Origin of the sequence: Edaphobacter lichenicola, assembly GCF_014201315.1 — a bacterium.
Classification (GTDB): domain Bacteria; phylum Acidobacteriota; class Terriglobia; order Terriglobales; family Acidobacteriaceae; genus Edaphobacter; species Edaphobacter lichenicola_B.
In genome coordinates this window covers 202,557-226,264 of record NZ_JACHDY010000007.1, presented here as the reverse complement: position 1 = coordinate 226,264, position 23,708 = coordinate 202,557, and the positions used below count along the sequence as shown (strand labels likewise).

Annotated in this window: 32 protein-coding genes and 1 pseudogene; 19 read left to right on the top strand and 14 right to left on the bottom strand. The window is 54.8% G+C overall.

The annotated features are described in order from the left end of the window. The 4 genes and pseudogenes from HDF09_RS19635 to HDF09_RS19620 all read right to left on the bottom strand — a co-directional run. Nucleotides 1–267 (bottom strand): transposase (locus HDF09_RS19635; RefSeq protein ID WP_183769151.1); only part of this gene is annotated, 267 nt, incomplete at its 3' end. A 195-nt stretch (nucleotides 268–462) separates the two neighbouring features. After that, nucleotides 463–651: a winged helix-turn-helix transcriptional regulator gene (locus HDF09_RS19630; RefSeq protein ID WP_311720074.1), complete on the bottom strand. Its 189-nt coding sequence runs from the start codon at nucleotides 649–651 to the stop codon at nucleotides 463–465. A gap of 60 nt (nucleotides 652–711) precedes the next feature. Then, nucleotides 712–1,077, bottom strand: a pseudogene (locus HDF09_RS19625) (aldo/keto reductase); the annotation flags it as partial. Between the two features lie 231 nt (nucleotides 1,078–1,308). Continuing rightward, on the bottom strand, nucleotides 1,309–2,268 hold the full coding sequence (locus HDF09_RS19620; RefSeq protein WP_183769149.1) for a GlxA family transcriptional regulator: 960 nt from the start codon (nucleotides 2,266–2,268) through the stop codon (nucleotides 1,309–1,311). Nucleotides 2,269–2,662: 394 nt separating this feature from the next. On the opposite strand from HDF09_RS19620, the gene HDF09_RS19615 reads away from it, so the two are divergent. From HDF09_RS19615 to HDF09_RS19555, 13 genes are all read left to right on the top strand, one after another. After that, nucleotides 2,663–3,088 carry an organic hydroperoxide resistance protein gene (locus HDF09_RS19615; protein WP_183769148.1) on the top strand — a complete coding sequence of 142 codons (426 nt, stop codon included), beginning with the start codon at nucleotides 2,663–2,665 and terminating at the stop codon, nucleotides 3,086–3,088. Between the two features lie 374 nt (nucleotides 3,089–3,462). After that, entirely contained in the window at nucleotides 3,463–3,768 is a 306-nt protein-coding gene (locus HDF09_RS19610; RefSeq protein WP_183769147.1) for a putative quinol monooxygenase, read from the top strand. Between the two features lie 199 nt (nucleotides 3,769–3,967). Further along, a complete protein-coding gene (locus tag HDF09_RS19605) occupies nucleotides 3,968–4,627 on the top strand; it encodes a hypothetical protein (protein ID WP_183769146.1) in 660 nt (219 codons plus the stop codon). Nucleotides 4,628–4,717: 90 nt separating this feature from the next. Then, complete coding sequence (locus HDF09_RS19600; protein ID WP_183769145.1) at nucleotides 4,718–5,488, top strand: cytochrome b/b6 domain-containing protein; 771 nt, start codon at nucleotides 4,718–4,720, stop codon at nucleotides 5,486–5,488. Beyond that, nucleotides 5,478–6,758, top strand: coding sequence for a molybdopterin-dependent oxidoreductase (locus HDF09_RS21195; RefSeq protein ID WP_183769144.1), 1,281 nt, complete (start codon nucleotides 5,478–5,480; stop codon nucleotides 6,756–6,758). Before HDF09_RS19600 ends, HDF09_RS21195 begins: the two co-directional genes overlap by 11 nt. Nucleotides 6,759–6,931: 173 nt before the next feature. Continuing rightward, nucleotides 6,932–7,834 (top strand): LysR family transcriptional regulator, encoded by a 903-nt coding sequence (locus tag HDF09_RS19590; RefSeq protein WP_183769143.1) that lies wholly within the window; start codon nucleotides 6,932–6,934, stop codon nucleotides 7,832–7,834. Nucleotides 7,835–8,004: 170 nt separating this feature from the next. Next, nucleotides 8,005–8,733, top strand: coding sequence for an SDR family NAD(P)-dependent oxidoreductase (locus tag HDF09_RS19585; protein WP_183769142.1), 729 nt, complete (start codon nucleotides 8,005–8,007; stop codon nucleotides 8,731–8,733). Then, nucleotides 8,727–9,215 carry a RidA family protein gene (locus tag HDF09_RS19580; protein WP_183769141.1) on the top strand — a complete coding sequence of 163 codons (489 nt, stop codon included), beginning with the start codon at nucleotides 8,727–8,729 and terminating at the stop codon, nucleotides 9,213–9,215. Before HDF09_RS19585 ends, HDF09_RS19580 begins: the two co-directional genes overlap by 7 nt. Before the next feature lie 13 nt (nucleotides 9,216–9,228). Next, complete coding sequence (locus HDF09_RS19575; protein ID WP_311720070.1) at nucleotides 9,229–9,780, top strand: organic hydroperoxide resistance protein; 552 nt, start codon at nucleotides 9,229–9,231, stop codon at nucleotides 9,778–9,780. A gap of 99 nt (nucleotides 9,781–9,879) precedes the next feature. Next, a complete protein-coding gene (locus HDF09_RS19570) occupies nucleotides 9,880–10,692 on the top strand; it encodes an alpha/beta hydrolase (protein ID WP_183769140.1) in 813 nt (270 codons plus the stop codon). Nucleotides 10,693–10,820: 128 nt separating this feature from the next. Further along, nucleotides 10,821–11,249 (top strand): hypothetical protein, encoded by a 429-nt coding sequence (locus tag HDF09_RS19565; protein WP_183769139.1) that lies wholly within the window; start codon nucleotides 10,821–10,823, stop codon nucleotides 11,247–11,249. 195 nt (nucleotides 11,250–11,444) lie between these two features. Then, nucleotides 11,445–12,359: an alpha/beta fold hydrolase gene (locus HDF09_RS19560; protein WP_183769138.1), complete on the top strand. Its 915-nt coding sequence runs from the start codon at nucleotides 11,445–11,447 to the stop codon at nucleotides 12,357–12,359. Nucleotides 12,360–12,828: 469 nt separating this feature from the next. Further along, nucleotides 12,829–13,158, top strand: a complete 330-nt coding sequence (locus HDF09_RS19555; protein WP_183769171.1) for a cupin domain-containing protein — start codon at nucleotides 12,829–12,831, stop codon at nucleotides 13,156–13,158. Nucleotides 13,159–13,638: 480 nt separating this feature from the next. Here the strand turns inward: HDF09_RS19555 and HDF09_RS19550 are convergent, their stop codons facing one another. The 5 genes from HDF09_RS19550 to HDF09_RS19530 all read right to left on the bottom strand — a co-directional run bounded on the left by HDF09_RS19550 (nucleotide 13,639) and on the right by HDF09_RS19530 (nucleotide 17,083). Beyond that, a complete protein-coding gene (locus HDF09_RS19550) occupies nucleotides 13,639–13,962 on the bottom strand; it encodes a DUF1259 domain-containing protein (protein WP_260181819.1) in 324 nt (107 codons plus the stop codon). A gap of 75 nt (nucleotides 13,963–14,037) precedes the next feature. After that, nucleotides 14,038–14,295, bottom strand: a complete 258-nt coding sequence (locus tag HDF09_RS19545) for a hypothetical protein (RefSeq protein WP_183769137.1) — start codon at nucleotides 14,293–14,295, stop codon at nucleotides 14,038–14,040. Between the two features lie 74 nt (nucleotides 14,296–14,369). After that, nucleotides 14,370–14,708, bottom strand: a complete 339-nt coding sequence (locus HDF09_RS19540; protein ID WP_183769136.1) for a YncE family protein — start codon at nucleotides 14,706–14,708, stop codon at nucleotides 14,370–14,372. Nucleotides 14,709–14,947: 239 nt separating this feature from the next. Further along, nucleotides 14,948–16,003, bottom strand: a complete 1,056-nt coding sequence (locus tag HDF09_RS19535; protein WP_183769135.1) for a YncE family protein — start codon at nucleotides 16,001–16,003, stop codon at nucleotides 14,948–14,950. A gap of 45 nt (nucleotides 16,004–16,048) precedes the next feature. Further along, nucleotides 16,049–17,083 (bottom strand): YncE family protein, encoded by a 1,035-nt coding sequence (locus HDF09_RS19530; RefSeq protein ID WP_183769134.1) that lies wholly within the window; start codon nucleotides 17,081–17,083, stop codon nucleotides 16,049–16,051. A gap of 241 nt (nucleotides 17,084–17,324) precedes the next feature. Here HDF09_RS19530 and HDF09_RS19525 point away from each other — a divergent pair, with 241 nt between their 5' ends. Beyond that, nucleotides 17,325–17,576 (top strand): response regulator, encoded by a 252-nt coding sequence (locus HDF09_RS19525; RefSeq protein WP_183769133.1) that lies wholly within the window; start codon nucleotides 17,325–17,327, stop codon nucleotides 17,574–17,576. On the opposite strand, the gene HDF09_RS19520 is transcribed toward HDF09_RS19525, so the two are convergent. The 5 genes from HDF09_RS19520 to HDF09_RS19505 all read right to left on the bottom strand — a co-directional run bounded on the left by HDF09_RS19520 (nucleotide 17,479) and on the right by HDF09_RS19505 (nucleotide 20,331). Further along, a complete protein-coding gene (locus HDF09_RS19520; RefSeq protein WP_260181831.1) occupies nucleotides 17,479–17,892 on the bottom strand; it encodes a hypothetical protein in 414 nt (137 codons plus the stop codon). The two genes, HDF09_RS19525 and HDF09_RS19520, sit on opposite strands and share 98 nt — an antisense overlap. A gap of 458 nt (nucleotides 17,893–18,350) precedes the next feature. Next, the gene (locus HDF09_RS20985) at nucleotides 18,351–18,605 is read right to left on the bottom strand and encodes an SDR family NAD(P)-dependent oxidoreductase (RefSeq protein ID WP_311720080.1); all 255 of its coding nucleotides are present in this window, start codon (nucleotides 18,603–18,605) and stop codon (nucleotides 18,351–18,353) included. Between the two features lie 38 nt (nucleotides 18,606–18,643). Continuing rightward, on the bottom strand, nucleotides 18,644–18,865 hold the full coding sequence (locus tag HDF09_RS20980) for a Rossmann-fold NAD(P)-binding domain-containing protein (RefSeq protein WP_311720078.1): 222 nt from the start codon (nucleotides 18,863–18,865) through the stop codon (nucleotides 18,644–18,646). Nucleotides 18,866–19,239: 374 nt separating this feature from the next. Next, nucleotides 19,240–19,548, bottom strand: a complete 309-nt coding sequence (locus tag HDF09_RS19510) for an anthrone oxygenase family protein (protein WP_183769132.1) — start codon at nucleotides 19,546–19,548, stop codon at nucleotides 19,240–19,242. A 432-nt stretch (nucleotides 19,549–19,980) separates the two neighbouring features. Next, nucleotides 19,981–20,331 carry an AraC family ligand binding domain-containing protein gene (locus HDF09_RS19505; RefSeq protein WP_183769131.1) on the bottom strand — a complete coding sequence of 117 codons (351 nt, stop codon included), beginning with the start codon at nucleotides 20,329–20,331 and terminating at the stop codon, nucleotides 19,981–19,983. Nucleotides 20,332–20,376: 45 nt separating this feature from the next. Here HDF09_RS19505 and HDF09_RS19500 point away from each other — a divergent pair, with 45 nt between their 5' ends. From HDF09_RS19500 to HDF09_RS20965, 5 genes are all read left to right on the top strand, one after another. Next, nucleotides 20,377–20,865 (top strand): DUF1259 domain-containing protein, encoded by a 489-nt coding sequence (locus tag HDF09_RS19500; protein WP_260181817.1) that lies wholly within the window; start codon nucleotides 20,377–20,379, stop codon nucleotides 20,863–20,865. Between the two features lie 175 nt (nucleotides 20,866–21,040). After that, complete coding sequence (locus tag HDF09_RS19495; protein WP_183769130.1) at nucleotides 21,041–21,859, top strand: YncE family protein; 819 nt, start codon at nucleotides 21,041–21,043, stop codon at nucleotides 21,857–21,859. A gap of 217 nt (nucleotides 21,860–22,076) precedes the next feature. Beyond that, the gene (locus HDF09_RS20975; RefSeq protein ID WP_260181816.1) at nucleotides 22,077–22,340 is read left to right on the top strand and encodes a hypothetical protein; all 264 of its coding nucleotides are present in this window, start codon (nucleotides 22,077–22,079) and stop codon (nucleotides 22,338–22,340) included. Between the two features lie 367 nt (nucleotides 22,341–22,707). Next, a complete protein-coding gene (locus HDF09_RS20970) occupies nucleotides 22,708–23,130 on the top strand; it encodes a cytochrome c3 family protein (protein WP_311720060.1) in 423 nt (140 codons plus the stop codon). Nucleotides 23,131–23,514: 384 nt separating this feature from the next. Continuing rightward, nucleotides 23,515–23,703, top strand: coding sequence for a hypothetical protein (locus HDF09_RS20965; protein WP_260181815.1), 189 nt, complete (start codon nucleotides 23,515–23,517; stop codon nucleotides 23,701–23,703). The last annotated feature ends 5 nt before the right edge of the window (nucleotides 23,704–23,708 follow it).

Here is a 23,708-nt window from a genome sequence, read left to right as displayed (position 1 = left end):
GTTCCGACGGCACTCAGCTTCCAAGCGCCGCGACGAGCGGATCTGATTCAGATATCCGTACAGATACAGTTTCAAGAAGTCGCGCGGATCGTAGCGAGGCCGTCCCGTATCGGCGGCCTTAGCGCGCTCGAAGCCGAGGTCTGACATCTCGAGTTTCTCGACGAACGCGTCGATCACACGGCACACGTGATCTGCGGGTACGAAGTCGTCCAAGACCACAGGAAACAGTGTTCCCTGACTCCGTCCCTCGCCTTGGATGTAACTCATAAGGAGATCTGCCTCCGCTTCTGCACCAGCATCTTCTCATCTGCCCCTGTTTAAAACGAAAGCCTTTCTCATCACCACGAAATTCGCTTGCAACAGGTACAACGAGTACACGATGAGGTAAAGGCAGAGCCACCAGGGGGAGATAGCTTCCATGTAAGCCGTGCTCCACCCAGAATTCCAAACAGGAGGTATCTTTCAATACTCCTCATGGATCGTTCGCTGAGTGAATCGGCGATTTGTGCGGCACCTCCGGATAGACCTTCCGGCTCGACGCAGTTCCGAGAAGCGGAGCACGGGCGCAGTGAAAAGATGGAAAAGTATAAGGATCTTCCATCGCCCTTCAAGGACTTCCCGGGCCTCTTCTAACTCCTGAGCCCAGGGCACCTGTGGATCGAAACCTCGTTGAGTCAGAGCGACTACCTCAAACGGTTTGGCTCGTTCAGATCAGCGATCAACCCACGCCATGACCTTTTCGTTGTAGCGCGGTCCGGAGACGGCTTCAGGGCGTAATGCTGCCTCCAGGCGAGCCACGTTGTCGTCGCTGAGTTTGATATCCACGGCGCCGGCATTCTCCTCAAGGTAGACACGGCGTTTCGTGCCCGGAATCGGCACGATGAAATCGCCTTTGCCCAACAGCCAAGCGAGGGCCACCTGGCTTGGCTTTGCGCCGATGGCGTCGGCGATGGTCCGCACGATCTCAACCGCATTCATGTTGGCGGCGAAATTCTCGCCTTGGAAACGGGGATCGAACCGGCGGTGGTCCTTCGCTGTGCATTCCTCCGCACGTTTTGCACTACCCGTCAAGAAGCCCCGGCCAAGCGGGCGCTATCCGCGGAGTCGCGCGCCAGGCGGAAATACCCCATGCCCTCAAGTTTTTGAGGATACGGCCCGCACGCTGATATGAAGAATTGCGACAAACAATCTGGTTTGGTCTTTTCATGGACCGGAAGATAGCGGGAACCGTGCCCCCAAACACCATTGCCGAAGGGAATGAACATGACTCCCATAAAGGAAGGATCTCGTCGATGTACGTCGCTACGTTTAGAAAGTTCTCCTTATCTCCTTCACTCCGAGATTGAGCCGACGTCGCAGAAGGAGTCGCAACGTTCCACCGTCCTTATACCCAACTTGTGCGGCGACCTCTTCGACACTTGCCTTGCTGGTCTTCAAGAGATGCACCGCGCGTTCAACGCGCAGACTTTGGAAATACGACATCGGAGATTTCCCTAGCACGCACTGTAGCCGCCGGGTAAGCGTCCTTTTGCTTGCGCCTACGGCTTTCGCAGCACTGTCGAGGGAAAATCCGCGCCTGAGCCTCGCACGCGCCCAGCGTTCGAAGAGCTGTACAACCGGGTCAGAGTGGATTAGGTGATCAGTAAGAGCATAAGCAGTCTGGGAGGGTCTGGAATCGATGATGAGATATCTTGCGGTGAGCGAGGCGAGCTCGGGGCTAACACCGCGTATCAGCCATAGGGCAAGATCGAGGTGGCCTAGAGCAGCTCCGGCGGTCACAACGTTCCCTGACTTGACCACCATGTCCGATTCGTCCAATAGTACCTGAGGGTATCGTTCTCGAAACATCGGCGCCAGCCACCAAGTGGTGGTTGCGCGCTGCTGGTTGAGCAGGCCAGACTCAGCCAGCACAAAGGTTCCCGCACAGGCAGCACTCAACCTTACCCCGTCGCTTGCCCACTTTCGAAACGCCTTCGCAGCATCGCGGACGTCAGGCCTGGCCAGAGCTGCTTTCAGAGTATCGGCTCTCTTGCATGCGATTGCCGGGACAATAACGCAGTCAGGGGTTTGGCTTCCGACTGGCTGAATCGGAACCTTCAGGCCGTGTGCGGTTAGGACTGTCTTTCGCATACCTACGATCTTGACTTCGAACTGTGGAACAGCGAGTCCAGTCATCTCAATCAATTCGTTCGCAGTTTGTAGTGCATCCAGGATCGCCGACAAGCCCAGATCGAAGACACCATCGAGTGCAAGCACATAAACACGCATGGCTCATATGATACTAAATATGGCAGTTTTGCCAATGGCTAAATCGCCCACCAGCGCCTAGATTGAGACATAGCCATTTATGGCTATAGGAGCAATGAAATGATAAAGTTGGCCTTTTTGTCCGCCTGGAAGCGAAATCGGGCAAAGAAGAGGAGCTCGCTGCGTTCTTGATGCAGGGACTCGAGCTTGCGAACCGGGAGACGACGACTCCCATGTGGTTTGCGTTTCGGCTCTGAGGCGGAAGCTTGCCATGCAGAGCCTCCGGCGATTTAGCAGTTAGACGTAATGGGTGTCAAGCTCTCCTAGCCGTCCGCGCAAGTAGGTTCTTACAGCTCTGCAAGCAATTAGCTGTGCTCATCCGATCAATTTCAAGTTCGTGAAGAAAGAGAGAAATATGTCAGTAAATGTTCTTTATACGACGCAGGCTACTGCGATCGGCGGCCGTGACGGTCGCGCTACGACCAAAGACGGGAGTCTTGATGTAAAGCTAGCGATTCCTAAAGAGTTAGGTGGCCCCGGTGGCCCAGGGAACAATCCTGAACAATTGTTCGCAGCTGGATACGCTGCCTGCTTCCTTGGTGCAATGAAGGCTGTTTCCTCGCAAGGGGGACCGAAGGTTCCTCAGGATACTTCTGTGACGGCTTCTGTTGGCATTGGCCCGAGATCTGAGGGTGGTTTCGGCCTTGTAGTCGGACTCTCTATCTCTCTGCCCGGATTGCTCCCTGCCGACGGACATGCCCTTGTCGAGAAAGCCCATCAGGTTTGCCCATACTCCAACGCTACCCGGAACAATCTCGACGTAAAGCTTGAAGTGATTTAAGAACAGGGTCCGACTTGGCTTCTCCGCGATGTATTTAGAGAGGCCAAGCGATCTCTACCATTCGCTCACAAGCAGGAACAAGTACGGCTTGGCGTCGCTCAAGATTCATACGTCACGGTTAGCAAAGGAAAGCTGGGCAGCGTCATGCTCCCCTCCAATGCACACGGACACGTCGGCTCGATGCGTGTCAAAGTCATAAAACAACATCCGCTTGGCACGAGCCATCGCCGCATGTTTCCTGTTGCGATGGTCGCTCTGCTGGCAGCTGCTTTTGGATTCAACCCGGCAGCTCGCGCTCAGGATGCCGCAACAACTTGGGATCCCGGGGACAGGTTCAATCGGCCGGGAATAACTCAACACAGGAGGGTAACTCAATGGAAGCAATCGGATTGCTAGTCACGCTCGAAGCACGCCCAGGCAAGGAAGCTGAAGCCGAAGTTTTTCTAAACTCGGCTCAGCCCCTCGCGCTCAATGAAAATGGGACCCTGAAATGGTATGCGATCAAGCTTGGGCCGGGGAGGTTCGGCATCTTCGACACCTTTGCAAATGAAGCGGGCCGCAATGCTCATCTGACTGGCGAGATTGCGAAGGCGTTGGGGGCGCGGGCTAACGAATTGTTCGCGACTCCTCCGAAGATCGAAAAAGTGGAGATCCTTGCAACCACACCTTTGAAGAACTAGGTGGGAGACAATCGAATCGCAAGTCCGTTCGATTGCGGTATTCGGGCCAGCTACCTAGAAGATCTGCACGAATCGTTCTCGGCCTCCGCGTGATTTCGCTTTCCCGAATTCGCGCGGAGAAAGCCGCGAAACTCAACAACGTAAAACCACCGGCAAGGATCAATTGATGCTTGATGCCGGAACAACAAGGAGATCTGAAATGAATCAACATTCGCTACGGCGTCTCGTCTATGCCACTTTGCTCGCTACGCTGGCAACGCCACTCACAGTCCAAGCCCAGGCGAAGGCCGCCCCTCCGATTGACGGTATCATCGGGAAGCTCCAGGCATTCGATGGTAAGACCCTCGATGTTGCGACGAGTTCAGGCGTAGTCCACGTCGTTGTCAAAGGGCACCTCACAACTTATAAACAGGTATCCTCCGATTTGAGCCATGTAGCAGCGGCGCCTTATATCGGAGTTGCGTCGGCGGAGCAGGACGGTAAGCAAGTCGCGAAGCAGATCTTCATATTTCCCATGGAGTTGAGGGGAGCTGCGGAAGGTAGCGTCCTGACAGACCCCCCGGGTGCAAGCTCTCACAGCAGAATGACCAACGGCTCGGTCTCTCGCCCTGCTGGATCGCACTCCCGCATGACGAACGGAACGGTCCAGAATAGCAACGGTACCACGCTGGTGGTTAACTACCAGGACGGCTCCCAGACGATCTCCGTACCGCCTGGTGTCCCCGTCACAGAAGTCGTCCCCCAACAGGTTACTTTTACCCCTGGCGATGCCGTCTACGCGACGACTAAGAAGCTCCCGGACGGAACGCTCGTAACTGACAAGATCTTTCAGTTCGTTCCGGCAGCAGCGTCCCACTAAACAATGCAGTTGAGGTTTCAGAAAGTGAACCCTTCGGCATCCCCTGCTCATGGACCGAGTTCCACGAGCACGTTACTGGAACAGCCAGGCGTGCTCGTGGCTAAACGGCACCAACTTTTGGTGCGCTGCAGCCACTGGCTGAACATCCCGCTCCTTCTTGGCCTTATTCTGAGCGGCATCTCCATTTACTGGTCTTCGCCGGTCTATCAACACAAGCCAGATCCGGCTACCGGAAACTTCGATGTGGCAGCGGATATCGGGATCTGGATCTGCGCGCATCTCCCTGGTCAACACCATTCCGCCAGTCCGCCCGACTGGATTTACAACCACATGAGCCTGGGGCCAGGCATGTTAGCGCCTGCCCTGCGCATTCATTGGTTGTGTGCTTATCTATTCATGCTAAACGGCATGGTGTACGCTGCAGGGCTAGTCATGGGAGGGGGATGGCGCTCCTTGCTGCCTCGCAGGACCGACGTGGTTGACGCGTTCAGGATCTTTCGATACTACCTCGGCGTTCCCTTCGCTAAACTCGCACACCGCGAATGGTTGCATCCCCGTTTCAACACAAAGTACAACGCGCTCCAGCGTGCAGCATACTTTTCTGTTCCGGTCGCCGGATTTCTTTCGATTGCCACAGGCTGGGCGATTCATAAACCGATGCAACTCCATTGGCTGGCTGCGCTATTCGGAGGCTTTGACACAGCGCGTGTATGGCATTTCTGGCTTATGTGGCTCTTCATTTTCTTTGTTGTGCCGCATGTGATTCTGGTTCTCGCCGACGGGTGGGATACGCTTCGCGCAATGATCGTAGGTTGGTCAGCCAAAGTAGACCGGTCGGAGGTCATCGAAAGTGATCAATGAGGAGAAAGGCAATTCAGTCGGATCGGAAGATATTCCCTCGACGAGTACTGGATCGAATTTGGAAACCACGCAGTCACTGGCGGCTGGCTCTGAGGATACTAACCCCACTGCCCCAGTAGGCGCTGAAACTCGCCAGGGCGTGGAATCGGTCGAACAACCCGCGAATGCGGATGGATCGCCTTCATCATCAGTGGGTCACGCACTGCAAACAGATAAAGTCGCTTCCTCTGTTACTGCGAAACAGGAGATGGAAGAGTTAGCGAAGACTGGCCCTCAGAATGCGAATCTTTCCGCCTCAATAGTCATTGAGAGGTCCGAGGCCGTTGAAACGATCCAGCAATCCGGAGATGCAGATGAATCGCCCTCATTATCAGTAGAGCCTGCGCCGCGAATTGACGAAGTGGTTCCACCCATTGCAGTGGAACCCTTATTCGTGAAGAAACAGCAAAGCTTCTTTGAAGAGCAGCCTCTCCCTGTAATTGTGATGGCTCCCCGGGTACTGCGCTATCGAACCCGGCGCGACGTCCTGGGGTTTGGAATCGGCGCGGTGGCAGCGGCGGCAGGCGCTGAATTTCTTTTGCCACAAAATACACTCAGCCGCCTGGGTGTGCGCCGAGATATGAGTTCGCCGAGGAAGGAGTGGATGCTCAACAAAGCTCTTCGTATCGACGATGACGTGGCTGAAGCACTCTACTCGCTGAATCGTATGGTGCCTACATACACGAAATCTCATATTACCCCGATCAAGAACAACTACAACGGAGCCACTCCTGACCCTGGCTATATATCGGGATGGAATCTAACTCTGGAAGGGCTCGATTCCGGCTTGAGCGTCTGTCTCGATATTCGGAAGCTCATGAATCGCTTCCCCATGCATGAGCAAATTATCCGGTTTGTTTGCGTTGAAGGCTGGAGTGCGATCGCGTGGTGGGCTGGTCTGAGATTCGATGACCTGCTTCGTGCCTACCCACCGATGTCGCAGGCGAAATGGGCTCGGGTGGAGTCGTCGGTCAATCTCGACAACTCGGGAAATCCTGATCCCTACTTTGTCTCAATCGACTTGGCAACGGCACGCCATCCGCAGACGCTACTGGTCACACACCTCAGCGGTCAGCCCCTCACGGTGGAACATGGAGCACCACTCCGTCTCCTGGTACCCGTAAAACTTGGTTTGAAGAATGTGAAGGCCATTACGCGGATTACCTATTCCGTGAAAGAGCCAAGAGATTACTGGACTCCCTATGGGTATTCCTCCTACGACGGAATCTAGGTACATAATGTCGAGACCTCATAGGAAATAACGTTGATTCCTACCGCTGAACGCAGGCTTCGACAGCGAGGTAAAGGTACGGTGTTGGATCGAAAGGTGGCGCACCTTGCTGAGAAAACCGACTAATTGGAAAGAGATTCGTCTCTATACTGGCATGTGGAGGCAAAACGCACATGGACGCAGATGACTTGAGGATTGTGGACGCCGTGGCAAGGATCGGCAGCATGAACCGGGCGGCGGCTGAACTGAACATGGTGCAATCAAATGTCACCGCGCGCATTCGCCTCCTGGAGGAAGAGCTCGGCGTTCAGCTATTCGTCAGGCACAGCCGTGGTGTGGTGCCGAGTGAAGCTGGTCTACGCCTCCTTTCCTACGTGGAGCAGATACGTGCACTGTTCCAGCAAGCCATCACGGCGGTCAAAGAGGATGGAACTCCAAAGGGGAAACTGCGTATCGGAATGCTGGGTACCACAGCTGGACTGCGGCTGCCAACACTTATAGCCCAATACGCGCAGGAACATCCGAAGGTCGAGTTAGCCATCATTACGGGTACCACGACATCTCTGATGAATCAGGTGGTGGAACACGAGTTAGATGGTGCCTTTGTGGCAGGGCCTATTCATCATCAAGAACTGAGCGAAGAGTCACTCTTCTTCGAAGAGCTTGTTCTCGTAAGTTCTTTATCCGTACGGAACCTCGATGACCTCGCTAAAGTTGAAAATCTCAAAGCCATTGTGTTTCGAGAGGGGTGTTCTTACCGTCAAAGACTCAGCTCTATCCTAGATGGGCTAGGTATTCGTTACGTGGTGATGGAATTTGCATCTCTTGATGCAATCATTACCTGCATCACTGCAGGCGTAGGTATAACGCTCTTGCCGAAGATGCTGGTGAATAGACTTTGGACAGATCAGTCCGTGACTGTGCATGAGCTCCCAGTGGATCAGGCGCAGGTAGAGACTGTATTTGTTAGACGACATGATCGTTACCCGACGAGCGCACTCGACACCTTCTTGAACATGAGTCGCCAGATCTCGGACGTTGCGATCCTCGATCGACAATTGGAAGCTATCGACTAGAGCGATAGCGGGTATCAAAACAAATCGGGCCTCGTAGCGGTCTCCTCTCACATCTATATTCCAGCTTGAACGCAGATGGACGCATCAACGTGCGACATCGCCAACGTTGAAGGATCATCCTCATGTTGCCATCTGCGGTGCTGGCAGTATTGGTTCGATAGGAGCAATAAATGGCAAACACTCAAAAGACGGTAATCGTGACGGGCGCCTCCCAGGGAATCGGCGCTGCAGTAGTCAAGGCGTTCCTGGAACGTGGTTATAACGTAGTGGGCACCTCTCGCAATGCGACCAAGTCGGCTGAGTTGAAGGCTTCCGACAAGCTTGTGTTGGTGGACGGAGATATCGGCCAGGCTGTCACGGCTCGAAAAGTGATCGAGGCCACCGTTCAGAAGTTCGGCTCGGTTGATGTCGTTGTTAACAACGCGGGCATCTTCTCGGCAAAACCCTTCACGGATTACAGCGCTGACGATTTCCGTGCCCTCGTCTCGACGAATCTCGAAGGCTATATCTACATCACCCAGCTCGCGGTCAAGCAGATGCTCGCCCAGAAGTCGGGTGGAAGCGTCGTGGCCATCACGTCATCGCTGGTGAAAAATCCCATCGGTGGTTTGCCGGTGGCCCTGCCGATGATCACGAAGGGCGGTCTCGAGGCCATCACTCGCAGCCTGGCCTCGGAGTATTCGAAGGAACACATCCGCTTCAACGCGGTCGCGCCAGGAGTTGTTGATACTCCTCTCCACAAAGACAACCCGAAGGATTTCCTCAAGACCTTGTCGCCGATGGGCACGATCTCAACTTCGGAGGAGATCGCAAACGCGGTAGTCTATCTCACCGAATCGCGCCAGATCACTGGGGAGGTGCTACACGTGGACGGCGGTGCGCACAACGGCAAATGGTAAGCCCGAACAGTCCGCAGCCGGTCAGCGCGGAGCGCCGGCTGCTGGACCTCGGGATTGTGCTCCCCAATGCTCCTCACCCGCTTGGCGCATACGTTGAGGCCGTCCGGTCCGGCAGTCTGCTTTTCCTCAGCGGAATGCTGCCAGTCAAGGATGGCAAACTTCAATCCGTTGGGCGACTCGGTAGAGAGCTCGATGAATCTGCAGGCCGGGATGCATTACGAACTGCGACCCTGAATGCTCTTTCCGTCGCGAAGGCGCACCTGGGGTTACTAGACCGCGTGACGAGGGTTGTCAGCGTGAAGGTCTACCTGGCAACAGCAGGAGACTTTCACAACCAGCCTATCGTTGCGGACGCAGCATCGGAGCTTCTCCGGGATGTATTTGGAGAAGACAAGATGTCCGTGCGGTCCGTTTTGGGAGTAACCAGCTTGCCTCTGGGCGCGCCGGTCATGCTTGAGGTGACGTTCGAAGTCAATAACTGAGAAGGAGGGAGCGGTGCTCCCTCCTTTCGGAGAACCTTCAACGAATGAAACGTTCATTCACTACACCTTGCCGGTTTTGACCGGCGCACGGAGAAAAACAAGGATGACCACTTATCAAAAAAACAACGGAGTAGCTGGTTCAACCCAGGAAGTCATGAAGGTACAGTACACCGCGAAGACCCATACTTCGGGTGGTCGGCGGGGCGGCGTCTCACGCAGTGATGATGGCCGCTTAGATGTTAAGTTCTCGGCTCCCATAATCCCAGGAACTGGTACCAATCCCGAGCAGTTGTTTGCCGCTGGGTGGTCGGCCTGTTTCATTAGCGCGATGGGGGTTGTGGCCAACAATATGAAGGCCAAACTTCCGGCTGAGATAGCCGTCGATGCCGAAATAGACCTGTGCAATTCTGGCGACGTTTACTTCCTCCGAGCACGGCTTAACGTCAGTCTGCCGGGCTTGGAGCGCGAAGTCGCCCAGGCCATAGTGGACGCCACGCACAGCAAGACATGCGCATATTCCAATGCCACACGTGGCAACATCGACGTTACGATCAACCTCCTGTAAGGAGACCGTTTTACAAGGACGGCGTCGGCTCTCGCGTGCTGTGATTGCGGCAAGAGCGTGATAAACCATGACTTCAACGATTCAACGAAGGAGAAGAATATGAAACTCTCGCAAACATACCGAACTGCTTTGATTGCAATTGCAGGATTTCTACTGACTGCGGTGATTCGCACGGGAGCGATCGCTCAGACGAACTCCCCTCAAGGAGTTAAAAATATTGTCATTGTCCACGGTGCGTGGGCCGATGGATCAAGCTGGTCCAAAGTGATTCCACTGCTTCAAGCCAAGGGATTGCATGTGGTCGCCGTGCAGAATCCATTGACCTCGCTGGCTGACGACGTCGCCGCTACCAAGCGCGCCATCGCATTGCAGGATGGCCCTGTCCTGCTGGTGGGCCATTCCTATGGGGGAGTAGTTATCACGGAGGCAGGAAACGATCCAAAGGTAGTCGGGTTGGTCTATGTGGCTGCGCTCGCGCCGTCGGACGGTGAGTCCGTTGCTACGGTCACCAAACCGTTTCCGCCGGCTCCGCTAGGCAGCGAGGTCCGGGCGGATGCTGAAGGTTTTCTGACTGTGACCCCAAAGGGAATCGCTGAAGACTTCGCCCAGGATCTGCCAGACAAGGAGAAGCAGCTGTTGACGGCGACACAGAGTCCAACTGCAGCAGCTGTATTTGGGGCCACGATCACGACCGCCGCGTGGAGGACCAAGCCATCCTGGTCCGTGATTGCCGGTAACGATCGCGCTGTCTCTCCGGAGCTTGAGAAGGCCGAAGCGGCGGCAATGAAGGCCACAGCGATCACTGTTCCCTCCAGTCACGTGCCAATGCTTTCTCAGCCGAAAGCAGTCGCAGACTTCATCGAGCAAGCTGCAGCGAAAGCCGGGAGCTCCATTCTGCCGCCTCAGCAATAGCAGTGAAATGTCTGCACCACGCCAACGTCTACGACCACTATCAAGCACCACAGGAACCAAAAGTGCCAAGCGGGAGACCTGCAAAAAATTGGGGTCAACGGTTCGAGGTGCACAAGGAGAAAGATCTTATGAACAAAAAACACTCATTAGTGGCAATTCGCCTGTTGGTGGCGGTGAACCTTCTTTATGCCGCCATCTTTGCCAAGTTTGCAGGGATCCCTCAGTCGGTCGCCCTTTTCACGCAGATGTCGCAAGCGTTCCACGGGTTGATACCTCAGCCGGTATTTCGGCTAGGATCAGGGGTGTTCGAAACCACGGTAGCAGTTCTGTTCCTGATTCCGAAGACAGCCAGATTGGGGGCGAGATTGGTCATTGTGTGGATGACCGCCATAATTCTCAGTCACATTTTCGTGTTGGGATATGGCGTGTTCTTTGTCGATGCTCTTATGGTGATGCCGCTGGCTGTCATTTATCTCTTGCTGACACGCAGGCACTCCCATTGGGGCGAACCCGAAAGTGTGGGGACGACAGCTGCCTTACAAACGCACAATAAATAGTCGGGCGTCTGGGCAAGGAACTCGATTCAGATGCTGGCCGTGATGCTCTGCGAACCGCGACCCTGAATGCCCTATCCGCTGCGAGGCCAAGACATCCGTGCGGTCCGTCCTGGGCGTAACCAGCTTGCCTCTTGGTGCGCCGGTCATGCTTGAGGTAACGTTCGAAGTCAATAACTAAGAAAGCGGGGAGTTCATATGTTCAGGTATGTCGCCACCATCCTTTTCGGGATCTTGCTGTCGGCGCCCCTCGTGGCGGAAATCACGCCGTTTCCAGCCAGCTTTCACACGCAAATGGTTCCGACGAACGGCACCAGGCTCTACGTCCGAGTCGGCGGCAAAGGTCCGGCCGTGGTGCTGTTGCATGGCTTCGGCTTTACGGGTGATATGTGGGCTCCCCTGGCAATTGTTCTGGCCAAGGACCATACCGTGATCGTCCCCGACCTGCGCGGCATGGGTATGTCCGATCACCCGGATACCGGCTACACCAAGAAGAACCAGGCGGTCGACATTGCCGGCGTCATGGATGCACTCAAGGTCCAGAAGGCAGACCTGGTCACACATGACATCGGCAATATGATCGGCTATGCGTTGGCTGCTCAATATCCGGTCCGGGTCACGCGCTGGGTGGCGATCGATGCACCGCTGCCCGGAATAGGCGATTGGGACAACATCGTTCGCAGCCCGATGCTGTGGCACTTCGATTTCCGGGGTCCTGACGAGGAGCGTCTGGTGCAGGGCCGGGAGCGCATCTACCTCGATCGTTTCTGGAACGAGTTGTCCGGAGACCCCAAGAGGATCGATGAAGATACGCGGCAGCACTTTGCTGCCCTGTACGCACGGCCGCAGGCGATGCACGATGCCTTCGAGCAGTTTGGGGCACTCCGCCAGGACGCCGCCGACAACAAGGCGTTGCTCGCCAAGGGCGGCAAGATCACCATGCCGGTGTTTGCCATCGGTGCCGAGAAGTTTTTCGGCAAGAACATGGCCGATCATATGCAGTTCGCCGCCAGCAACGTCACGGGAGGCATCGTGCCCAACTCCGGGCACTGGATCATGGAGGAGAATCCACAGGCCACCATCAAGTTGGTTACAGATTTCCTCGCCAAGTAGGCTTGGGCTTCAGACAGTCTGACCCGACGGCATCGACAACGTGTAGTTGCAACCCGGGTGTTACCCAGCGATGCTCAGGGTCAGCCGCATAGCTCTCGCCTTACTTCGATCACAGGAGTTCATGATGGCAAATCAAGTGGGATCAAAATCGTGGAGGGGAAATCGACTGACCTCTCGTTTGGGACTGCAATACCCAATCATTCAAGGCCCGCTCGGAGGCTTGTCCTCGCAGCGGCTTACAGCGGCCGTTCAAGCTCCCGGCGTTGTCCACAATATCCTTCACCACCGGAGCAAGCCCTCCAGAACGGCGAAAAACCGCGGATCTTCGCCTTCGCGTATGACCCAATCTCCGCCTTCCGTGCGGATATCTGCCGCTTTTGTGCGAGTCTTTGGCGCGCAGATTCGTCCAGGCTAGTGAAGAGAGGTATGAGCGCCAGTTCTGCCGCAGTGATCACGTAGTTGTTTCCATATCCTCTCTGGAAGTATTGGCTTTTACACTGAAGGTCAGGTGTTCGAAGTTGGAGCCGGTGAATCCGCGTCTCTCCCTAAAGGCAAGCCGCATGCGTTCCTGATTCAATCTGACGAGGTCTACAGCATAACCGTCATTACTCCGGGTGGCTTTTTTAACGCTGTGAATAAAATGAACGAACCCGCTCAAAAGATAGAGATCCCTTCCGACGATGTTCTTACGTACGCGAGCATGGACCTCACAAAAACCATGGAGATCTTTGAGAAGTATGGTGTCCACATCCTCTCTCCAGAGGAGGTAGCAGAACAGATGCCAGAGTATCGCGCGTGACCCTTCAATTAGGTTTGGCAAGTTGGTGATCCGGGAGGAATGGTGTTACGCCTTCGGAAACCCAGCCGCAGGCAGCTCTTGCTAAAGACCCACGCAGTCGAGAGCGCCCCCTCACTCTATTGACCTTGATTTTGCGTATGGGTGGTGTCGCTTTGCGGGCGGCCGCCCAGGACGGCGCCGGTGGCCTCGCAGGGTCCAGCAAGAACTGGACCGGCGGCCCCAGGAGACTGAAGGTCGTTTCGTTCTTTGACTGAATCAAACGAGTTTCCAACAACAACGTTTCCGATGACAAAGGGTTTCCTCCGGGTATTGATTTCTTTCCAGCCTCAGTGCGAGGAGCAGTTTCAATCCCCAGCGCATAGATTCAATAATAGGAACGAATCGGTGGCGCATATAGAACGATATTGCTCAGCGCGGACGCCGCGAGGTAATCCAAAGCTAACGCAAGATGGAGACAGAATCTTGTGGTTGCAGAACGCCTTAGAGAGCGCCGCTCGCGCTCCAGGTTTCTTCCAATCGACGATCTGCATCCATATGGGTGCGGAATGCAACCGGATCGCCATGCCCTTCGATATGCATGTAAATCACCCGCGGTGATTCCCCCAACAAGTGGTTATGGATTGAGGTCTGCTCAATCCCTTCCTGCTGGAGCTTCAACATGACCGGTTCTATCTCCTCTTCCGTCAGGACGAGGTCGCCCATCACCATCGCCTCGCTCCCCATCTTCTTGAAGGCGACCCGGCCGACCCAATGCTGCTTCCACCAGCTTCCATGTTGTGGTGGAATCCTCCTGGGTCTGTGCAAACGTACAACTCAAAGCGAGCAGACACGCAGCAGCCAGCCAAAGTTTTCGTCCTGTCATATTTTTTCTCCTTTTTTCTACACAATCGAGTGATAGAGCCCTTCAATCAGGTCCATTCCTCTGCGCAGCAGTTCGTCGTCGGGGATGCCTTGCTTGGCCCATCCCTTCAGAATCAGGTTGATGATGATGCCTTCCGATCGCCCGAATTTCTCATCGTCGAAGTCGGCATCGTGGATCGCCTGCCCGATAGCAACCTTTTGCGTATTCCGGTCCGCTACTGCGACTTCGCTCTCGGAAGCCAGGTTTACGAAGATGCGAGGACCCGACTGCTCCAACTGAAAGGATTCAGGATGCGCGCCAAGTTCGAAACCGCCCGGAAGACGCGTGTTGTTCGTTGCGTCTATGACGCCTAGCCTTCGCCATAACCCACGTAGACCCGTTTCGACGACTTATCATAGCGAAGCTGGTCGGCATCCGCAGGAAACTTGACGGATGCGATCACTTTGTACATATCACCCTCAAAGATCTTGCAGGTGCCGTCGCCGCTGTTTGACACGACGATTCGATTCAACTCGGGAAGGTAGGCCACTCCTTGAGGCTCATTCAACCCTTCCTGGATGACGTTGATCTGCTTACCTCGGTGAACGTCGAGCACCTCCACTGTGTCGTTCCCGTATACGGTGGCGAACACACGCCCGCTATTTGTATCCACAGCCATATGGTCGACGCGACCTTCCGCTGCTGGCATAGGGATTGTGCGTACCAGGACAAGGGGCGCAGATTCCTCATTGGCTGGGATTTGTTGGGCGGCTGCTCCCACAAATGTGAGAGTCATCGCGGCAACTAGAGAGGCCATGACCACACGTACCATCGTTTCTCCTATTGTGCACAGCGCACCATTCCATGAGGGACGTTAAGTGAAATAGCCTGGCATTCAGATGTGTGGCCATGAGCTACGCTGTCCTTTTTGCCAACTACTCTCCCGCCTTAGTCCTCCGCTTCATATGTCCAGACCTGTGCTGGCTCATTGCCCTTGGCCGGCACTCCAACATAGAAGCGATCGCGCTTGGCGAAGAAGTAGCCAGTCCGAATGCCTATCCCGGTAGGAACACTGGCGAGCAGTTGGTAATGATCGGGGTCACTCTGCTCGAACACGCTGATAAAGCCCTCTCCACCAATCTCGTAAATGCGTTTGCGGGAGGCATCGAAGAAGACATCGTCGCTCTCGCCTGCTGCCTGCATGCGTGTGACCTCCGCACCTGTCTCCGTGTTGAACACCACGAGCATTGGCGTCTTTCGAGTAATTGTGAACAACCGGTGATCTTCTTCATTCAGCGCCATGGCGTAGTTTCCTCGGAGCCCCTTCAGCGGCCACTTGGTGACTACACCAGTCTTGCGGTCGATTGACTCTACTACATTTCCAGCGTCCGGAACGTTTGCATAGATGTGCGCCCCTGAAGCCTCCACCTGAAACGACTCGGGATGGCCGCCAGTCTTGTACACCTGGCCTACACGCTCATCCGTGCTGGGGTCAATCATGGCGATCCCACCATCCTCTTCCCCAAAGCCGACAAATACTTTCTTAGAGGCCGCATCGTAGCGCATATTATCCGGATCAGCGCCAAAGTCGATCGTCTTACAGAGTGTATAGCTCGCACCGTCGTAGACTCTTACCTTCCCGTCCTCTGCATTTGCAACATAGAGCTTATCGACATCGGCAACGTAGAGTGGCCCTTGCGGTTGCGCGAGCCCCTTAATGCTGTGAATAACTCTGCCGGAGAACACGTCGATGACTTCTACCGTGTTGTTTCCTAGTGCCGATACGAACAACCGTTTGCGCTTGGCGTCCGCAGTGAAATGATCAAGGCGGCCGGCGACTCCGGGTACGGGAATCTGCTCCTCAAGCTGCAAGGGGAGAATCGTACGGGATGACGCCTGTGAGTGGAGGTCCCTCACGCTCAAAATCGAGAGCGCACCTATCGCGGCCAACGTGAACGCCTTCAGACATAACGCATTTGTCATGAATCTCTCCTGAGTAATCATCTTTATCTGCCCTCATCCTGGGGCATGAGGAAGCCAATCGATAAGTTATGGTTGTGGTTGAAAGACCAAGATAGACGCCTGCTCCCCGTTGTGTGCAGGCGCTGCAACATAGTAGCGATTCAGTTCGGGCGACCAAAAAGATGTTCCAGCCCCCGCCTTTGTGGGTACTTCTCCGATGTTCTTGTATTGGTCGGGGCCCGTTTGTTGGTAGACAAAGACGCTGCCAACGTCAAATCCTCTTCCTCCGGAGACATAGCCTCTCTTTCGTGTTGTGTCGTAGTAGACGCCGTCCATACCTTCCACAGTGGGCAGGCTTGCGACTTCCCCGCCAGTGCGTGCGTTCATCACGATCATGCTCGGTGGGGTATGCGTACCAATCAGCAGTCTCTGCGAAGACTCGTCCAACGCCGCATCTCCAGGGCTCTTGCTGCTCACAGGCCACGTAGCGATGACCTTGCGGTTCAGGGTGTCGATTACCTGAATTTCGTTGCGCAGGGGAATGAACGCAAACAATTTCTCTCCTGAGTCGCCCAGGAGCAATTCGGCCGGATGTGCATCCACTTGAACTGTGGCTACAACTTTGTCTGAGGCTGCACCAATAATTGCAATCTCACCGTAGTCTTGTCCCGCATCTTTCCCTCCATACCCAACATAAAGGAGTTTCTTGCGCCAATCGTACGTAACACGGTTCGCTCCGCGGTCCAACTTAATGGAATCCAGCAAGCGGAATGACTTTCCGCTGAAGACCCGGACCATTCCGTCATCTCCGCTGGCCACGTAAATCTTATCCAGAGGAGGGACAAACAGGATTCCCTGTGGTTTCTGGAAGCCTGGTATGGTGCGCAACCACTTGGCTGCCTTCAGATCGACCACTTCGACTGATCCATTCTCGAGTCCCGCGACAAAGAGCCGCTGACTCCCAACGTCCACGTACAGGTGGTCGAGTCGCCCCTTTACATTGGGCATGGAAATGGTGTCCACAAGCGACAGAGGCTGCCTGGTCTGCCCGTAAAGGCTCCCCGTGGCTGTCAGAACCAACAGGACCAGCGTCGTCGCTCGGCTTACAAACAGCTTTCTCATATATGATCCTGCGGCTCCTTGGGAAGTGCAACTGAAGTTATTCTGAAGATTGTCTGACTTTCTGTTAAGACAATTCACCAATTCCTCAAGATCAGAGGACAAGCTCGTGCCATTTCTGGCGATATGCCAACGGTCTCTTCGGTATTAGCAGTCATAATCCTTAATTTGAAGTCAGAAAGTCTTAAGGAACACCTCAGGGTAGACAGAGCTGATTGATTTTATAAAGAAGAGAGGTCGCACCGTGCGGATTCTGCTAGTGGAAGACGAGATCAAAGTGGGCAACGCGCTAAGCAAAGGGCTGCAGGCGGAAGGGTACGAAATTACCTGGGCGCAGGTCGGTGAAGAGAGCTTTTTTCATGCCAGTTCGTGCACATTCGACCTGATCATTCTGGATGTCATGCTTCCGGGCCGCGATGGAATTGAGGTTCTGAATCTCGGAGAAAGCGAAGCGAATTTGCAGCGAAAGCCATCCTCGGCGTTCTCCCGGCACTAGGCTCCCCACCAAATACGATCGCGCCACCCTTCGGAGTGTGGTTCAAGGTGCAGCAGTCCAGGAGGATTGGAAAACATCTGACGGGGATTCGGCTGAGCGAAGCCCTCGCCACGCAGCACTCGAGGAATTCCTTGGCACGGTGACGTCCCATGTCCTCGTCGATCTCGCCGTCGATCGGGGAATAGCCAAAATGGCGCCAAGCGTCGATGACCTGCTGGGGGGAGCCGCGGCTGATTCCCAACTGCAGTCGGCCGCCGGAGATAAGATCTGCCGCGCCCGCATTCTCAACCATGTAGCGGGGATTCTGATACCGCATGTCGATCACAGCTGTACCAATTTCACTCCTTCGCGTCCTGGCTCCGACTAGCGGCCTGACGTACTGCCCTACCTCAGAGTGCACCGATTGTGGTCAGCACGTGCCGGTTACGGCGAACCCGCGTCCGAGAGTACAGGGAAGCTGATGCCGGTGAGACGTTCCGATTCCTTCCAAAGCTGTCGTGCGACCGTACTGTCTCGCGCCCGAGCAGGAACCTTGGCTGGAGCGGGATATTCTTTTGTTTCCAGAAAACCGTCCGGCCCATAGAATCCTCCTGCCTGAGCAGTTGGCTCGGCGGCTGCGAAGAGTGTGGGCAGTCCTCCCTGAGCGGCACTCTGCGCAAGAAAGGGCTGTGGAGAGCATCGAGAAATCTTATGTAAGCGGCGTACTGTTCTTGATGTTCGTGATCGAATAGCCAGGATGAGCGCAGATACTGGCAATCGGCGAATCAACCATGGTTAACAACTTTTGCAGTTCCAAGCCAAAATCAGATCGGCAAGCTTAGACATAGCGTAAGCACCGTACACAGGTCTATAAGATCGTTCGGATTGAAGGTTGTCGAAATCTATCTTTCCGGATTTTGAGTAGATGCTGGCGACGGTAACAACTCGTGAACCCAGTGCTCGTTTGATGGAGGGAAATAAGAGAGCGGTCAGTGCAAACGGGCCAATATAGTTTGTAGCAAATTGCCGCTCGAATCCATCAGACGTCACTTGACGCGTGCCCAACGCGTACACTCCGGCGTTATTGATCAGAAGGTCGAGTGAAGCACTCGCAAAGCCTTTATAAATCGCTCGGCAAAGGTACGAACAGAGCCCAGATCGGCCAAGTCCAGAATATCTGGAATAAGTTTAACAGCGGGTACCTCTTTTCGAATCCGCCTCATAGCCTCTTCAGCTTTAGCTTGGGTACGCGCTGGCATGATTATCTCTGCTCCTTTGCGAGCAAGCTCGAGAGCGGTGTGAAAGCCGATCCCAGAGTTCGCACCCGTTACGAGCGCACGTCGTCCTGTCTAAGGTGGAATATCACTTGTCGTCCAGCGTCTTCTGTTTCTGTCCATGTCTCAATTACCTCCGCTCGCCCGGTTCGGTGAATCGATCCACGCCTTCAAGGAGCCATCAAGTGACAAGCTCCCGCTCTTCGAAAAAGCGGAGCGACTGATGAACGATGCAGGGGCAAGTCCATGGCCTACCCCTGCTTGCATCTCTTGTGGCTACCAACGGCCGGCATCGCTCTTTTAGAACGTTGCCAACCAGCTTGCTTGAGACGCCATTCACCGTAACGGGGTGATCGGGCCAAAAGGGGACAATAGCCGACGAGACTCCGCATTAGTATCGATCATCACTATTATTGATGCCCGGTATTTGACATCACGGCAAGAACATAAATGGCAAACGCGGGAACGGAGAATAAAGTTCGAATAACGTGGAACCGAATCCATCGCGCGCGCGTTTGGGCCCATTCCCGCGGTGGATTCTGAATCGACCAGGACTCGATTTGATGGTTTATGCGCAGATTTGTGGGTAGGGTGATGACTAATACCAACGCATAGCCGACCGCACCTGCTGCAGCAAGTTGTTCTGAAGTGGAATTGATACCATACCTCACCCCTAGAGCTATCCCTCCTGCCAGAGCACCGACAACCACGATCGGCATGTAGAGATCGAAAGTGTGATTCGTATATTGGTGGAATTCAACATAAGCAGAAACGGAGTCCGCAACATCGCGCGTCCTAGCCCTATCCAGTTGACCATCAATCCGCCGGTTGCGAGCGCGGCAAGTAAGAGAACGATCAGTACAAATGACGTTTCCATAGTTCAGGTACCTCCGTTTTCATGGGGGAGCATTCTCAGCCGTTATCCAATGCTCCGTTTGTGCAGCCAGTTCCGACAGAAGTTCGTCGACCTTACGAGGCGGAAGTCAAGGGTGCTCGGTGCGACTGATCCGTCGATGAAGCCTGACCAGGAACTGAAACGGGAATCAACGCCGCCATGATGTTGAGCAGCGTTCCCTGTTTTGCAAGAAGGCTGGCGTCCGAATCCAGAGGATGGAGTGCCTTCGACAAGTCGCGAGACACAGATGAATCACTCAACACTGTTTGAGAGAAGCAGAGGCTACCGGGCAGCTTCGTTCGTTGCGAGACCATTTCACGAAAGCTGCTTTCCGGGATATGCACACCATGCGGAAGCTCAAACTGGAGGCGCCAAAATCGTCCGCGCTATGTACTTCGCCAGGGTTGTCTATCACGACGTTATCGGTAGCGATATGCTCCGTTTTGCCGTCGTGATTAAACTGCACATCACTGGAATCAATCAGTCCAACGGCAAATTCCTCGTGCCAATGAGGTTCAATGGAATATCTGAGGATGTGCTCTGCATGAATCGCATTGATGCTTCCACCTAAATTGATTGTCGACAACGATCGAATCTGCTCCGGCACTCGGGGAAGACCTCCTTCCAACAATACTGACAGCGTGTAGATGTCTTGGCGGGTTCGCTTGCCGCTGCCATCGCCCTGACGAAAACTCCCGCGCCTGCACCCACAGCGCCGGCGACTATGCAGCAAACCATCGATCTGAACACTGCCCAGATCGAGCAAGCTCTCGGTTACAGCGGAAAAGTAAACGGCGGCATCCTGCAATTCTCTGTCCCGCGCGTAGAGAAGATCACCGATGGAGGAATGGAGATTCCTCCCGCGATGGGTACGGCTACTGCCATCAACTTCCAGCCTACTGGCGGAGACAAAGCGGCGGTCACCGACGATTTTGTGCTGCTTGCCAGTGAGGTAAACCTGGTGCTCCGCGCCTTGAGGTCGCACGGAATTGAAGTCGAGGCCATGCACAATCACATGCTCAACGACCAGCCACATCTCTATTTCATGCACTTCTGGGCTAACGACAACGCAACGAAGCTAGCACAAGGGCTGCGTGCTGCGCTCGACCAGACCAACTCCGTGAAGCCCGCGACCAAATAACGCAAACCAACTCGACTAGAGGAGGTCCCACACATGAATATGAATCGCAGTGGATTAAAAGGGATTATCAGGCGCGCGGACGTAATGTTATTTCTTCTACTTCCTCCGGCATATGCACAGTCTGCAAACCTATCAGTGCCTCGATCCATCGAGCAATCGGCTGTATATCGCGCACATGAATGCCGACCAGCTTGTTGTTTTCGATACTTCAACGAGGCAAGTGATCGCCAATCTCGATGGTTTCAAACGGGTGCACGGCGTGTTCGCCGCCCCTGAGATTCATCGGCTATATGCCTCTGTGACGGGAAACCATCAAGTCGCCACTGTCGATACTCAGACGCTCAAGATAGTGGGAACCGCTGGACCGATCAACTATCCGGATGGCCTGGCGTACGTCCCCAAGGAACAGAAGGTGTTTGTTTCCGATGAGCACGGAGGTGTAGATGCAGTCATCGACGCAACCAGCAACACACTTATCACCAAAATTCCTCTCGGTGGCGGGGCTGGAAACACCGTCTACGATCCGGGGTCGGGACACATTTTAGTGGCAGTCCATGGTGTGAACCTACTCGTCGCTATCGATCCGGCGACCAACAAGATCATAGGTCAATATCCTCTGCCCGGAGTTGAGAACCCTCATGGAATCGCACTCGATGTTAGTGGCCGCTTCGCCTTCGTCGCCGGTGAGGGAAATCATTCGCTAGCCATGTTAGATCTCAACACGATGAAGATCCTCTCGACCTATCAGGTGGGTGATGATCCTGATGTGCTCGCCTACGAGCCAGGTCTCAAACGGTTGTATGTCTCCGCGGAATCCGGCACCGTCACCATCTTCCAAAGCGGCAACCGAAAACTCGAGCTGATCGGTTCGTTCGAAATGTCCCATGCGCACACGGTTGCCGTCGATCCGCAGACGCACCTTGTCTACTTTCCTTTGGAGAATGTCGATGGGCATCCGCTTTTGAGAATCATGCGACCGGTTGATCAGAAATAGGCATTGCTGGGGAGAGGCTTATGGAGCGGTAGCACAGAGAGACATCGCCTGGCTTTCGGGGTCTGCGATGCACAGTCGGGCGAATAGTCTTGGGCTTGCTTGCCATGGTCTTGTTCGCCATTCCATGCTCCGCCCAAGAGCCGAAGGCTCACTTCGTCGGATCGGAGAGTTGCACAGGTTGCCACGTCGCAGCGTACACGGCTGGAAGCAGACTCGCATGGCCAATGTCGTTCGCGATCCAAAGGAACATCCAGAGGAGGTCGTCGGGGACTTCATCCACGCCGATCCGCTGCGCACCTTCAGTCTTGATCAGGTGGCCTTCGTGTACGGGAGCCGCTGGAAGCAGCGGTACTTCACAAAGCGAGGCGACGATTACTACCCTCTACCCGCGCAGTGGGATGTGAAGAAAGGCCGGTGCTGCCTTACCATGTCGAGGGGGAACAGATTGGTGGGTCCCGTTCTATGGCCCCAGCAACTTTGATCGGCCCACTGGACCCACCTGCGACGGATGTCATTCCGTCAACTACGATATCCAGACAAAACACGTGACTGAATGCAATGTTGGTTGTGAGAAGTGCCATGGCCCAGGCAGTCTCCATGTCGAGCACCCCACTAAGACAAACATCGTCAGCCAGCGGCTCTGGACTTCGTGCGCGGCAATGACACATGTATTCAATGCCACAGCCAGGGACAGACTCTCAACAACCCAATCGCGGGCAAGTATTACGACTGGCCCGTTGGCTTTTTGCCATGCCAAAGGCTAGCCGATTACTGGAAGCTCGAAGAACTGAAGCCTGGAACACACCAACTTCTATCAATTTGCCGACCTGACCGCGCACAAAAACCGGATGCAAGGCAACGACTTCATCCAGAGCAAGATGTATCACCGGGAGATCCGCTGTTTCGACTGCCATCAAGTACACGGTAATCAGAACACCGCGAACCTCATTACGGTCGGCAATGCGGTCTGCCTGTCCTGCCACACGAAGGAAAATCCTGCCGGGCTCAAAGGGACGGTGAGCGAGCACACTCACCATGCTGAAGGAAGCGCCGGGAGTCAGTGCGTTGCCTGCCATATGCCCAAAATCGAGCAGACAATAAAAGATAACTTTGTTAGTGCGCACACCTTCCGCTTCGTTACCCCTGCAGAGACGGAGCAGTCAGGAATTCCTAACCCCTGCACCTCGTGTCACATCGACAAATCCACTAAGTGGGCTACCAATGAGTTGAAAGGGTGGTCTACGACGTACCCCTGGAGGGTCATGCAATAGACTTGCTCGGAAACACGATAGTCGCTCACGCTTCTCGCAGCGGGTTGTTCTCGGTGCACTTCTAGCTCGCTAAACTGGAGAGGTATCCAAAGGAGCAGTCACGAGAGGCCGGCGGCAACACGCGTCGTCGTTTTAGGGTAGGAAAGTGAAGAAAGGGTCCAGAGAGCAATGTACTGCAGATGCGGGAATGAAAGAATTCTCGCGCATGGCCTCTGTTCGACGTGCTACACGCTTAAGCGGCAGGATGAGGAGTACTTCGGCGGGCTTCGCGAGGCTGTTTTGCAGCGTGACGGCTATTGCTGTCGGGTATGCGGAGCCTCGGGTCGTCGCAAGCGATCCATCGTAGTGCATCATCGCGTTCCTGGGCGCTCGGAAATGAATCTGATGATCTTTCTATGCGCAGATTGCCACGCCAAAGTCGGTCGGACAAAGGTGGTTCTCTCGGAGATGCCGCGGCTGCTCCTGGTGCTTTGGCGCGAGCAGCGCCCCGACGGCCACGAGCAAGCGATGATCGACTTTGCCGCGAAGAGCAAGCTCGCAGAGCGGGTACCTCTTTTTAGCGAAGAGGGGTAGTTGTG